Annotated in this window: 10 protein-coding genes; 2 read left to right on the top strand and 8 right to left on the bottom strand. The window is 60.1% G+C overall.

Translation table 11 applies throughout. From position 1 onward, the window contains the following. Positions 1 to 38: 38 nt before the first annotated feature. From AC1MEW_RS17135 to tssB, 8 genes are all read right to left on the bottom strand, one after another. A complete protein-coding gene (locus AC1MEW_RS17135; RefSeq protein ID WP_480422969.1) occupies positions 39 to 1,766 on the bottom strand; it encodes a hypothetical protein in 1,728 nt (575 codons plus the stop codon). A 155-nt stretch (positions 1,767 to 1,921) separates the two neighbouring features. Then, a complete protein-coding gene (gene tssH, locus AC1MEW_RS17140; protein WP_480422971.1) occupies positions 1,922 to 4,465 on the bottom strand; it encodes a type VI secretion system ATPase TssH in 2,544 nt (847 codons plus the stop codon). Between the two features lie 2 nt (positions 4,466 to 4,467). Continuing rightward, entirely contained in the window at positions 4,468 to 5,493 is a 1,026-nt protein-coding gene (tssG, locus tag AC1MEW_RS17145) for a type VI secretion system baseplate subunit TssG (RefSeq protein ID WP_201255522.1), read from the bottom strand. Beyond that, positions 5,457 to 7,250, bottom strand: coding sequence for a type VI secretion system baseplate subunit TssF (gene tssF, locus AC1MEW_RS17150; RefSeq protein WP_480422972.1), 1,794 nt, complete (start codon positions 7,248 to 7,250; stop codon positions 5,457 to 5,459). The genes tssG and tssF overlap by 37 nt, the downstream gene beginning before the upstream one ends. Beyond that, positions 7,234 to 7,677 carry a type VI secretion system baseplate subunit TssE gene (tssE, locus tag AC1MEW_RS17155; RefSeq protein ID WP_323570155.1) on the bottom strand — a complete coding sequence of 148 codons (444 nt, stop codon included), beginning with the start codon at positions 7,675 to 7,677 and terminating at the stop codon, positions 7,234 to 7,236. Before tssE ends, tssF begins: the two co-directional genes overlap by 17 nt. 15 nt (positions 7,678 to 7,692) lie before the next feature. Further along, positions 7,693 to 8,196, bottom strand: coding sequence for an Hcp family type VI secretion system effector (locus AC1MEW_RS17160; protein ID WP_201255519.1), 504 nt, complete (start codon positions 8,194 to 8,196; stop codon positions 7,693 to 7,695). Positions 8,197 to 8,514: 318 nt separating this feature from the next. Continuing rightward, positions 8,515 to 9,996, bottom strand: coding sequence for a type VI secretion system contractile sheath large subunit (gene tssC, locus AC1MEW_RS17165; protein WP_201255518.1), 1,482 nt, complete (start codon positions 9,994 to 9,996; stop codon positions 8,515 to 8,517). Positions 9,997 to 10,024: 28 nt separating this feature from the next. After that, positions 10,025 to 10,585, bottom strand: coding sequence for a type VI secretion system contractile sheath small subunit (gene tssB, locus AC1MEW_RS17170; protein ID WP_480422973.1), 561 nt, complete (start codon positions 10,583 to 10,585; stop codon positions 10,025 to 10,027). A 226-nt stretch (positions 10,586 to 10,811) separates the two neighbouring features. Here tssB and AC1MEW_RS17175 point away from each other — a divergent pair, with 226 nt between their 5' ends. Beyond that, complete coding sequence (locus tag AC1MEW_RS17175; RefSeq protein ID WP_201255516.1) at positions 10,812 to 11,261, top strand: type VI secretion protein; 450 nt, start codon at positions 10,812 to 10,814, stop codon at positions 11,259 to 11,261. Positions 11,262 to 11,316: 55 nt separating this feature from the next. Next, positions 11,317 to 12,648 (top strand): type VI secretion system baseplate subunit TssK, encoded by a 1,332-nt coding sequence (tssK, locus tag AC1MEW_RS17180; RefSeq protein ID WP_201255515.1) that lies wholly within the window; start codon positions 11,317 to 11,319, stop codon positions 12,646 to 12,648.

Genomic DNA, 12,648 nt, shown 5'->3' on the forward strand with positions numbered 1-12,648 from the left:
GTGGTTGATAAATCAGTCCTCTATAGGCTTTTAAGCCATCAGCACTCTATCCCGTGTCTATTCCAGAATGCTGCCCAGTCTCCGGGTGTCGTTATGTGTTCTATACATATGCTCAGGTATCTGTCAGCGCCCCAAAGTTTGTCGTATCTCAGTCGGGCTGTATCAAAATTTATGTGTGGGTTTAAGTTTATAAGTGCCTGGGTAAAGCGTTCTGCGGTAGAAATAACGAAGTGTGCTTGCGGGTCACTTAAGCCTAGTGCATTGCCAGGTCGTGTGCGTAAGTGTACGAGCAGCGCCACCGCAAAATTGGCAGGAAATGGCTTAAGGTCTGTGGTTTGCGCTATATAGGTTGCCAGTTGTGTGCGGTTGCTTGTGTTGAAGTTTATGTCCCATTCGAAGTCTATGTCATGCAGGTGGTCATGCCCGGCATCCGGGTTGGCTGAGCCTCTAGGGAGTACACCTGCGCTCGTTGTTAAATCTGGCGTTGAATGCATGACGAGGCGTCTTTGTGAAGCAACTGTGACAGGCATATATTCATTCAGGGCCTCAATACTCGCCATGATCATGGCAATGCCTTCAGTGGGTCGGGCTGCGGCTGGAAGTGTGTTGCTGATGTCTTTATAGCTGGCCAGTTTTACGCCTCTGGTGTTGTTTTCGATAAGTTTTTGCGGATCACCTTGCAACCACAGTGTGTCCCTGCCGAATCCGGCTTCACTGCTCATCGCCGATCCGACAATAATCAATGAGCGGTTTTCAGTACCGATGGCCAATAATGAAGGTTTTGCACTGATCGCAAGGTTTTTGTCGTAAAAGGCAACCAGGTCGGCGTGAATTCCAGGGTCTAGAATTGTTTTTATGCCTTTGGTCAGGTGGTCCGCTCCTAGTGCATACACCAAGAGGTCGACTACTTGTATTTCGACGTTCCCTTCTTTGTTTTTAAATGCCAGTTTCAGCTTTCCTGTCTCTAAGCGTGTAACTTTCGTAAGCTTTAAAACACTTCTGACTTTCTCGAAGTCTTTTTCTATGGTGCTGTTTCTATTGCCGGCGGGAAAGGCTTCGGTAAAACGAGCTTCCGCGTCCCATGGGTTCTCGCCGCTGCCGGGACGCGTGAACCATACAAGAACGTTCATTTCTCGCATGACGGCTAATTCTACTACCCATGCGGCTGTCGCCGAGCCACCGTAAACGGCGACAGTGGATCCAGCGATAGCTGCCTCTTCAGGCATCTTCCAGCCAGGATCCATGAACTCATTGCCCCCGACGATCGAGCCCTTGAATGACTCGATATCAACCTCGACGGGCTTGTTTTCTTCCTCCATCAACGCCCGCGCGGTGCCGGGCCCCATTGCAACAATTACTTGCTCACAGGTAATCCGTCCTCCCACACTGCCGGTCAGTTTCAGAGAGTAACCGGTCCCGGTTTTGCTTATGTTGGTGACATAGGAGAGGGGGATCTGGGCATGGCAATGTTGTTTTAGATAGTACTTTACGACGGTCGAGAAAAGCCCCGCCTTCATGAAGTCGGCTCCAGGAACCGGCTGGCCGGAAAAACCACGGTCTTCGCGGCCATGGCCTAGAAGGTTGCCTGAGAGTAATTGCTGTGGTTGTCCCATGGCATGGTTCGGTGACATGTTTTGCCACAGGTCCGGGCCACCCATCAAATAGATATCGCCCAGTGTTTTATTAATGGACTTTAAGTACTGCTGGATTGAAATGAGATAAGCGGCCGCCGAAATACCTGTTCCAATGACGATTGTATTGGGCATGATTCACATCCTTGATGTGTGTTGGGGAGCTTTCGGGTAGGTTTGCCTTTTGAGTTGTGTTTTTGGGACATTCCAACACCCACCCCGCCAACTTTCCCGGTACTTTAACCATCAATACATTTCAACATCCCTTGCACTGCGAAACGGGACAGGCGCTACTCCAACACCCACTCCGCCAACTTCCCCGTCACCTGGGTCATCAACACATTCTCGACATCCCTGGCCCCCGCCGCACTGCACTTGGCCAACACCGCCTGCACAATCCCGGCATCAAACTCGAATTGCTTGCCGGTCGCCGCTTTGTACCGTGCACGTAACTTCTCAAGCTTGGCCAACACAATCCCTTCCAGCGTCGCTTCATCCAGCGGCCGATACGCCACCACGGTCATGCGCGCCAAAAACGCCGGTCGAAACGCTTGTAGCAGCACCTTATGCAGCGCTTCGTTAAAGGCATCGGTGCCCAACTGCGCCACCGGTGTATCGAGCAGCAACTCAGCCCCAACATTGCTGGTGGCCAACATCACGGTGTTTTTAAAGTCGACCACCAACCCGGTCCCATCCTCCATCACGCCTTTATCGAAGACGTTATAAAACGCCTCCAACACATCCGGATGCGCCTTCTCGATTTCATCCAGCAACACCACCGAATACGGTTTGCGCCGCACCGCTTCGGTGAGCACGCCACCGCTGCCATAACCGACATACCCAGGCGGGGCGCCTTTGAGTTGGCTGACGGTGTGGGCTTCCTGGTATTCCGAGAGGTTGATGCTGATCAGGTTGCGTTCGCCGCCGTACAACGCGTCGGCCAAGGCGTAAGCGGTTTCGGTTTTGCCGACGCCCGTGGGGCCGACCAACAGGAACACCCCGACCGGTTTTTGCGGGTCGGTGAGGCCGGCGCGGTAGGCTTGCAAGCGTTGGGCGATGGTGCCGAGGGCGATGCTTTGGCCCATGACGCGTTGGCCCATTCGTTGGCCGAGGGTGCGCACGGCGTGGGCTTCGTCGGCGAGCATTTTGCCGACCGGGATGCCGGTCCAGCCGGCGATCACGGCGGCGACGGTTTTGGTGTCGACCTGTTCTGGCACCAGCGGGTCGTCTTGGCGGATCGCGTCGAGTCCGGCTTCCAGTCGCACCAGTTCGGCAGCCAAATGATCGATGCGGCTGTCGGTGCCTTCGTCCGGTTTGTCGCTGTCGGCGCGTTCGCTCAACGCCAGTAACTCACGGCGGGTTTCCAGCAGTTCGCGCACGGCGACCCGTTCTTCGTTCCAACGGGTTTCCAGTTCACGAATGGCCTGCACGTTGCCGATAGATTCGCTTTCCAGCAGGGTGATGCGCTCGCGGTGATCGAGCCCGGTGGCTTGTTCCCGGCGCAGGCGTTCGACTTCATCCTTGAGGCTGTTCTGCCGATGGCGCAGGCTTTCCAGCGGTGGCGGCACGTCATGCTGACCGAGGGCAACCCGGGCGCACGCGGTGTCGAGCACGCTGATGGCTTTGTCCGGTAGCTGGCGGCCAGAGATGTAGCGATGGGACAGTTTCACCGCTTCATGAATCGCCGCGTCGAGCACTTGCACGCCGTGGTGTTGCTCCAGTTTGGCGGCGACGCCACGAAGCATTTCTACGGCGGTGATTTCGTCCGGCTCCTCGACTTGCACCAGTTGAAAACGCCTCGCCAGCGCAGGGTCTTTCTCGAAGTATTTTTTGTACTCCAGCCACGTGGTCGCGGCCAGGGTGCGCAACTCGCCGCGGGCCAACGCCGGTTTCAGCAGGTTGGCCGCGTCGCTGCCACCTTCCGCGCCCCCGGCACCGATCAGGGTGTGGGCTTCGTCGATGAACAAAATGATCGGTTTCTCCGCGCTGCGCACGGCGTCGATCACGCCTTTGAGGCGTTGCTCGAACTCGCCTTTGACCCCGGCGCCGGCCTGCAACAAACCGAGGTCGAGGACCCGCAGGCTGACTTCTTGCAGCGATGGCGGCACGTCCCCGGCGGCGATGCGCAGGGCCAGGCCTTCGACTACAGCTGTTTTACCGACACCGGGAGCGCCAACCAGGATCGGGTTGTTCTGTCGGCGCCGCAGCAGGATGTCGATGCACTGACGGATCTCGCCGTCGCGCCCGACGATGGGGTCGATGCGCCCGGCATGGGCGTCGGCGGTCAGGTCCTGGGTGTATTGATCGAGCACCGAGTCTTGCTTCGGCTGCGGGTTTCCCGGAACAATCGGGCGCACGCCACCAACGTGTTCGCGTGAGCTTTCGGTCCATTCCAGCAGGTTGCTGCGCAGCGCCTCCCGGGGAATCTTCAGCAGCGATGAAGCACTGTTGAGCAGCAGACTGCGGCGCTCGTCGCGGTCGATCAAGGCCAGCAGCAGCAAGCCGGAACGAATGCTGTCCAGCCCCAATACACTGGCCTGGACCACCGCGTCTTCCAGCAAGCCAATGGTGTGCGCCGACAGCGCGGGAGTGCGGGTGCTGCCGGATTTGAACAGTTCCAGCGCCTTGTTGATTTCGGCGCTCAGGGCGTCGCGCTCCAGGCCAAAACGCGGCAGCAGCCAGGCGAAGTCACCCCCCTCGATGTCCAGCAGTTCCAGCAGCAAGTGCTCGATTTCGACGTAATGATGACCCCGTTGCAAGCAGCGTTGCGCGGCCCGTTCCAGGGCGCGGCGGTTGTCGGGGTTGAGGCGTCCGATCAGGCTGGCCAGTTCCATGTTCAGGTGATCTCCAGCTGACGAAGGCGGGTTTCGATTCGTTGCACGGCGAGGCTGGTTTGCCGTTGCAAGCCGCCGTTCCAGCTCAACAGCGGCGGTGCCTCGCGACTGAGTTTCATCGGGCCGGCACCGCGCACCAGCAACACCAGCGTGCAATCCAGGTCGGGGCCGAAATACAGCGCGCTAAGGCTGGCCAGCGCCGGGTGGGCTTTGCCGTCCGGCAAAAAGCGCGCGGCCTGGGCTGAGTTCAATGGGCCGACGGTCAGGCGAATGCCGGCGTGTTCGTCCCAGACTCGCGTGCCGGCCACCGCCGTGCGGCCCAGTTGCAGGTTGCGCCCACCCGGTTTCATAAGGCTGCGACTGGCGAGCGGGATTTCTCGCCAGGCGCCTTCGTAGGCACTGAGTTCAACCGGCAACTCAAACTGCTCGCGCACAATTGCCGCGAAACCGGCGAGTGAGCGACGGCCGTCGGCGAACAGCGCGCTGCACGCCAACACAGCGGAATCGGGAACAGCCTGGCGTTCCTGCAAGGCTTTGGGCAGCAACCCGGTCAGCGCGCGCAATTGCGCCTGTACCGCAGACGCGCCGGGAACGGTGAACCCGATGGCGATTCGATGTTTGCGCATCACCTTATAAAGCAGGCTCAGCAAGCGATGCTGGAACAGGTCGAGGAATTCGGCCGGTGCATGATCCTTGGCCCGGGCCCGTTGTTGCAGCCATTCCTGATAGGCGTAGGGCAGGGGGCCGTCCGGCCCGCCGAGGCCAAATACCGGTGTGCTGAGGGTCGGTTGTTGGCCTGCTTCCTGGGTCAGGCTTTCGATTTCGCTGGCGGCGAACAGCGGCGTCAACGGCCCGCGCAAGCGAATGGCTTCGGCTTGCGGCGAAGTACCGCTGCCCAGGGATTCGGCCTGCGGGTGTTCACGCTCCAGCAACAGCAAGGCCTGCAACAGTTCAAACGCTTGTGGATCGCGCCGCAGTTTTTCACTCAGGTTCAGAGGGACAGCGGCATTCCAGCTTGGGGTTGCCATGTTTTCACCTCCTTGTCTGACTGGACCAACACCGTGCGCACAAAGCGGTTAGCCGTGGCATACAGCGAAAAAAACTGCGCCAGTACCGCCGAAAACAACACCGCGCTGCTGCCGACGAAATGCTGCGAATCGAGTTGCAGCCGCACCTCCAGCCCATTGCGCCAGCCGCGCCAGGCGTCTTCGCCGACATGGCCGATAACCCGTTCGCAACCCAGGCTCAGCAATCCTTGGATTTGCCGCAGGGCACTGGCCTCGTCCCGCAAGTTGTGCAGTTGGAGGATTTCCTTGAGTGCATCCAGCGCTTTCGGTCCTTCGACCAGCGACAAATGATTGAGGGTCAGTTGCGACACCAATCGCCAGCGCGATTCACCGTCCAAGCGCGGCAAGCTTTGCGGACTCGGCGGGTTGCGCAGCCGTGCCCACGCCACCGGCCCCGGCCGTTCGAAACCCAGCGCAGTGCCGGCTGGCAGGCTTTGGGCCAGGTGTCGATTGGTGCACAGCAATTCGGCGGTGAGGCTGAATTCGACGAACTCCGAGAGCGGGTCGAGCCGGGTGTCGACCAGGCTGAGCATCAGGTCGGTGCCCAGCCGATTGGGGGTCATGCCGCTGACCCGTCGCGCATGCCAGTAGCATTGTTTGTCGCCGCCACCGTGTTGACTGCCGTAATACGCTGGCACCCGTTGCACGCCTTGACGGGTCGTGGCGCGAACCGCGCGGATGCTGTGGATCTCGACACTGTTTTCCCGGTGACTGTCGGCCACCAAGCGGTATTCGCAGCGGGTGCCGTCCGGGCGCAATGGTTCTGAGGTACGCGGGAACAAGTTGATCGCTGGCGCGCAACCGAGGGCGATGTCGCTGGCCTGAAGGTGCATGCGATTGGTCGGCGGCCGGTCGAAGACGATGTATAGAAACAGCGTCTGGCTGTCGCTGCTGGCGCCGGCCAATGGCAGGTCGAAGAAGTTGAATTTGTCCGGGAAGGCGAAGTATTCGGCGAGCAGGCGCATGCCGGGGTGCACACCGTCCTCGTCTGGCAGCAAGACTTCATCACTGGCAAACCCGACAATCTGCGGCAACCCCGCCAGCTCTTTGGGCACGCTGCCCGCCGGTCCGGCCAGTACCTGCGTGGCATGGGCGCCGAGCAGGTCATACAGGCAGGCATTGATCACCGGCGACGCGGCCAGATGGATGCGCAGATGCTGGATATTGAGCTGCGACCACTGACTTTCGCCCAGGCAACGCAAACTCAGGCGTAGCGCCGATCGGGCCTGGGCCACGCCGGTCAGGGCCTGGGCTTCGTCGCTGCCCAGCAGCAGGGCCTCATTGATTTCCACCGGCCACAGTCGAACCGCGGCGCTGGTGCGAAAGTGGATGTTTTCGCCTTTGCTGGTGGTGACGAATAACGGCGTATCCCGTGGCAATGGATAACCACCCGCGATGTTGCCTTTGCTCGGGTCCGGCTCGAACTGCACGATCGCGCAGGACGGCTGCGGGCGCATGGCCAAAGGGTAAAGTTGTTCCAGCAGGGCATCGCTGAATTCGGCGTAGTCGTCATCGAGGCGCCGTTGCAGGCGCGCCGCCAGCAGCGCGAAGCCTTCCAGCAGTCGTTCGACATGCGGGTCGGGGCATTCGCCGGGGGACAGTTCCAGGCGTCGGGCAACCTTGGGATAACGCTCGGCGAAAATACTCCCGGCGTGTCGCAGCCAGGTCAGCTCACGTTGGTAGTAGTCGAGCAGTTGCGGGTCAATCGAGTCGCTCATGACGCACCTCAAGGCCATCGCGGGCCTTCTCGATGACAAATGCCACGGGCCAGTGCTGCTGGCCGCTGCGCAATTCGCCAAGCAGGCGAATGCTCAGTTGCTGCGGTTGGCCGGGGACCGGATTGACGTGAACCTCGCCCAGTTTCAGGCGCGGTTCAAATTGATTGATAGCCTCGCGCACTTCCCGCGCCAACTGACGACGGTCATCGCTGCGCTGCTGTTGCAGGGCGGTCCAGTCAGCGATGCCGTAGTCGAGAATGCTCGGTGGGGAGGTCAGGGCGCGCGGGCCGCGTCGGGTGTTGAACAGGCGTGACAACTCCGTTTGTACCGATTCGAGCAAGCCCTGGCGGTCGAACACCTGCACGGTATCGCTATCGCCTGTTGCGAGACGCTCGAACAGCGGGGGGAGGATGCCGGTGCCTGCCATGGCCGACGCGTCCGCTTACTTGGCTTTGATGAGTTTGTTGGCGGCCAGGTCCCAGGTCGAGGCAGCCGTGCCTTCCTTGGTGCCGTCGTCTTTCTGCGCGGTGAGTTCCCATTTGATCTTGGTGAAGTTCAGGGAGATGGTTTCCACCGGTTTGCCGCCGGTGCCGCCACTGACGCTGACATTGGACAGCACCACGTTGGTCAGGGTGTAGATGATGAACGGCATCAGTTGGCCGCTGCCTTCGGAGGCGTTACGGCCGATGGTGATCTTGGCTTCCGGGATCGGTTTGCCGGCGCAGCAATACTCGTTGAGCGACGGGGTGGAACTGTCGACGAATTTGGTCAGGGTGAACTCGCCGATGTGCGGCTTGCCGGAGGTTCGCTCCGAGTTGCTGACGTCGTTGGTCACCTGCATCGCCACGTTGTGGCTGTAGGACATGACTTCGATCTTGTCCTTGTAGCCCTCGAGCAGACTGTCGCCTTTGATGTCGCCGCCGAGGTCGAGAATGATTGCATCCATCGCATGAAACTCCTGAAGGTTATCGCTATAGGCACGTGGGTGAATGCCCAATGCCAATCAATTAAGCCGAACACTGAACCTGATAAGCCAAATACCGAACCTGTGGAGCTGAATACTGAACCAGAGAGCAGAACACTGAACCTGTGGCGAGGGAGCTTGCTCCCGCTGGACTGCGTAGCAGGCCCATTTGTTGGGGCCGCTTCGCGCCCCAGCGGGAGCAAGCTCCCTCGCCACAGTTTTTCAGTAGAGCCACAGGACTCAGTAGAGCCACAGGACTCAGTGGGGCCACAGGTTTAGTGGGGCCACAAGTTTCAGCTGTCAGGCTGCAACCGGTGGCGGCAGGGTGGCGACCAGGCGGATCGAGGCGGTCAGTTCTTCCAGCTGGAAGTGCGGCCGCAGGAACACCGTGGCCTTGTAGGCGCCCGGCTTGCCGGCGACTTCGGTCACGTCCACTCGGGCTTCACGCAACGGGTACTGCGCCTTGATCTCTTGCGGCGCGTTATCGTTGATCAGCACGTAGTCGGCGATCCAGTTGTTGAGGTAGGTCTGCACGTTGTCGCGGGTCATGAAACTGCCGACCTTGTCGCGCATGATCACCTTCAGGTAATGCGCGAAGCGCGATGCGGCGAGCACGTACGGCAACATCGCCGAAATCCTCGCGTTAGCGTTCGCCTCGTTGGTGTTGTAGAGCTTGGACTTGTTGGTGGTCTGGCCACCGAAGAACACCGCCACGTCGCTGTTTTTCTTGTGGCACAGGGCGATGAAGCCGAGGTCGTTGAGCTCTTTTTCCCGGCGGTCGGTGATCGCCACTTCGGTCGGGCATTTGAGCGACAGGTCGCCGGAACTGGTGCGGAAGGTATGCGCTGGCAGCCCTTCGACCGCGCCGCCGCCTTCAGCGCCGCGAATCGCCGCGCACCAGCCGTACTTGGCGAAGGCTTCGGTGATGCGTTGCGACAAGGCCCATGCGGCGTTGCCCCACAGGTATTTGCTGTGGTCGCTGCCGTTGACGTCTTCAATGTAGGTGATGCCTTCCACCGGCGAGGTTTCCGGGCCGTACGGCAGGCGCAGCAGGAAGTGCGGGAGCACCAGTGACACATAGCGCGAGTCTTCGCTTTCGCGGAAAGAGCGCCATTTGATCAACTCCTGGCTCTCGAAGACTTTCGACAGGTCACGCGGTACGGCCAGTTCGGTGAAGCTGTTCATGTCGAACAGCCGTGGGCTGGCGGCGGCTATGAACGGCGCGTGCGCAGCAGCGGCGACGTTCGATAGTTTCTCCAGCAGGCCGATGTCCTGCGGGTGTCGGCCGAAGGTGTAGTCACCCACCAGCAGGCTGAACGGATGGCCGCCAAAGGTGCCGTACTCTTCTTCGTAGATCTTTTTGAACAGCGCGCTCTGGTCGAACTCGACGGCTTTTTCCAGGTCGTTTTGCAGCTCTTTTTGGGTCACGTTGAGCAGACGCAGTTTGAGCCGGGAACTGGTTTCGGTGTTTTGCACCAGCAGGTGTAAGCCACGCCAGGAGGCTTCGAGTTTTTGCATGTCGGGGTGGTGCAGCACTTCGTTGAGTTGCGCGCTGATCAGCTTGTCGATCTTGCTGATGCGGTCGTTGATCATCGCCACGGTGTCCTTGTCGATGGCCATGCCTTCGTCGAGTACCTGGATGGCGAATTCCGCGAGCATGTCGCGGGCATAGTCCTGCTGACTGTCGTCATGGGCCATGCGGCCGTCGGCGATGATGCGGTCTAGCAGGGACAGGCTTTCTGTGGTGCTTTCACTGGTTTTGGCGGCGGCTGAAGCAGGCATGGCAACTTCTCCCTAAGTGATTGAGTGATCAGGCTTGCGGTTCGGCCGGCGCTTCGCTGTCGCCTGCGGCAGCAGGGGCAGCAGGGGCTGGGGCTTCCGGACGGGCAGACTTGATCTCTTGCAGGCCTTCGGTGTTGGCGATGACATCGCGCAACAGCTTGTCCAGATCGTCATTGCCGTCGAGCTTGGTCAGCAGGTCGCGCAGGCGCTGGCGGGCTTCGAACAGGCGCCGCAGCGGCGTGACCTGCTCGACCACTCTCACGGGGTCGAAGTCGTCGATGTGCTTGAAGTTGAGCTCGATGTTGAGCTTGCTGTTGTCGCCGGGGGTGAGGGTGTTGTTGACCTGCAAGGTGGCGCGGGGAGCGATCGAGGCAAGCACTTCGTTGAAGTTGTCGCGGTCAATCTCGGTGAAGCGTCGTTCGGTCAGCTTGGGAAGGGCGTTGAGGGGTTTGCCGGAAAGGTCGGCGAGAATGCCCACCACCAACGGCAATTCTTTTTTCTCGATCGCGTTGCCGATTTCGACGTCGTAGGTGATTTGCACCCGGGGTGGGCGAACCCTGTCGAGCTTGTGCTGAGTACTTTCTGCCATGTTGGTTGACTCCGATGCATGAGCGGGCGCAATGCATCGGGAGGCCCGTTCATCGCTTTCCCTTGCTGGACCGTAGGTTAGAAAGGGTGGCAGATGGACCTGTCGTTCCTTTGACAAACCTTCCTCATTCGCCGTGTGGGCCGAACTACCCAAGACGCTAGAACAGGTCTATAAAAAAGCAAGGGAAAACCTTTTTAGGACCGTCATGAGAAAAGGAAAATTCATTTTGTCTGCACGTTTTTTTGCCTGCGCTGTGCTCTTGTCCCTCGCCGGGTGTTCGTTATTCGGGCCACGGGTGGACCTCGACAGCCTGACCATCGACGTCGCGCCGAAGGCCAACGACGACACCCCGATTGCCGTGGATTTCATTGCGGTGAATGACCCGGATCTGCTCAAGCAACTGTCGGGCATCACCGCCCGCCAGTGGTTCACCGAGCGCGAGCAGTTCCAGCGCGACTACCGGCAGTTGATAACGGTCTGGGGGCTGGAGCTGGTCCCCGGTCAATTCATCGACAAACAACCCTTCCCGCTGGGGGGCAAGCGGGCGGCTGGACTTTTGGTCTTCGCCAGCTATAACACTCCCGGAGCACACCGGTTAAGGCTCGATGACCAGAGCAAAGCCTGGCTCAAGTTCGACAGTCGCGAGATGACGCTGCTCAGCGACAGCCCGCACTGAGTCACTCGCAACAACGCCCCGTGCGCGGCCGCACTTAGACGTCGAAAGGAATCGTATGAGCCTGTTACCTGACGCGGTTTGCTGGCATGAAGGCATGCAGTTATTGCCCCAGCATTTTCAGTTGCAAGGGCTGCGGGCAGAGGCGCTGGTCGCGCATTTTGCCCAAGCGTGTAATCCATGGTTCTGGGGTGTAAGCCGAATCGAAGTCGACCCCGGCGCACTGAGTGCCGGGCTGGTGCGGTTAATCAATCTTCAAGCGACGATGCCCGACGGTTTGCCAGTCAATCTGCTCGCCGGAGTGGGGCCGATGCTGGAGCTCAACGTCGGTGAAGCCATCAACGCCACCGACGACGCAACCGTCACGGTTTACCTGGCAGTCAGCCCGTTGTGGCGCGCCGGGCAGTTGCTGCCGCTCAAGGGCCGACTGCAATCGGTGGTCGGCGATGCGTTGCCGGATTTGACCAGCGGCGAGTACCCCGAATCGATCACCGTGTGGCGCCCGAACCCGCGCTTGTGCACGCAATTGAACAAGGCGGACTCCGTCTGCCTGCCGTTGCTGAAAATCCGCAAGGAGGGCGGCGGGTTTATCTCGTTGCCTTACACACCACCGACCCCAAGCCTGTTGCCGGAATCCGTTATTGGCCGGCGGGTGGCCGGTTTGTGTGCCAGGGCGCGGGAGAAATGCATGTTCCTCGCCGGCCGTTTGCGTCAGGCCCAGCAGGCCGGGGATCAGGACGACGCGGTAGAAATTCGCCGTCAGTTGACCGCGCTCTGGGCGCGGCTACCGGAGGTCGAAGGCACGCTGGGCAGCCGCCAGGCGACCCCGCAGACCTTATACGGCGTGTTGCTCGGGCTGGCCGGCGCATGGTCGGCGCTGGACCCGTTGGCCGGTGTGCCGCCGTTCGCGCCGCTGGATTTTCTTGAGCTGCAACGCGGTTATGAGGCGGTCCTCGACTGGCTGGAGAAAACCCTCGAATTGATTCGCGCCGGCTATCGCAGCCTGCCGTTTGCGCGCAGCGAACAGAGCTTCTCGATTCAACTGCCCGACGATCAGCCGAGCCAGCGTCTGGTGATCGGTTTGCGCATGCCTAACGGCGTCAGTGATCACGCCGCGAGTGAATGGCTGAGCGGCGCGATCATCGCCTCGCAGCCGCACATCCCGTTGCTCAGTCGCCAGCGCATGAGCGGCTTGGTGCATCAGGCCATGAACCGCAACGAACAGGTGGCCTACAGCGTTGGCGACGATACGCGGTTGTTCGTGGTGACGGCCGAAGGCCAATGGTTCGATGGGCAGTTGCCGTTGCTGATTGCCGCGCCGGCCTCAAAACCGGCGAGCAGCCCATGGCAAGTGGTGTTGTTTGTGGCCCAGGCCAGTGAAAGTGCTTGA

The organism is Pseudomonas sp. ASL4 (assembly GCF_056680395.1).

Bases quoted from the DNA above. Each gene is read 5' to 3' on its own strand.
- AC1MEW_RS17135 (WP_480422969.1), bottom strand. From the start codon at position 1,766: ATGCCCAATACAATCGTCATTGGAACAGGTATTTCGGCGGCCGCTTAT.
- tssH (WP_480422971.1), bottom strand. From the start codon at position 4,465: ATGGAACTGGCCAGCCTGATCGGACGCCTCAACCCCGACAACCGCCGC.
- tssG (WP_201255522.1), bottom strand. From the start codon at position 5,493: ATGGCAACCCCAAGCTGGAATGCCGCTGTCCCTCTGAACCTGAGTGAA.
- tssF (WP_480422972.1), bottom strand. From the start codon at position 7,250: ATGAGCGACTCGATTGACCCGCAACTGCTCGACTACTACCAACGTGAG.
- tssE (WP_323570155.1), bottom strand. From the start codon at position 7,677: ATGGCAGGCACCGGCATCCTCCCCCCGCTGTTCGAGCGTCTCGCAACA.
- AC1MEW_RS17160 (WP_201255519.1), bottom strand. From the start codon at position 8,196: ATGGATGCAATCATTCTCGACCTCGGCGGCGACATCAAAGGCGACAGT.
- tssC (WP_201255518.1), bottom strand. From the start codon at position 9,996: ATGCCTGCTTCAGCCGCCGCCAAAACCAGTGAAAGCACCACAGAAAGC.
- tssB (WP_480422973.1), bottom strand. From the start codon at position 10,585: ATGGCAGAAAGTACTCAGCACAAGCTCGACAGGGTTCGCCCACCCCGG.
- tssK (WP_201255515.1), top strand. From the start codon at position 11,317: ATGAGCCTGTTACCTGACGCGGTTTGCTGGCATGAAGGCATGCAGTTA.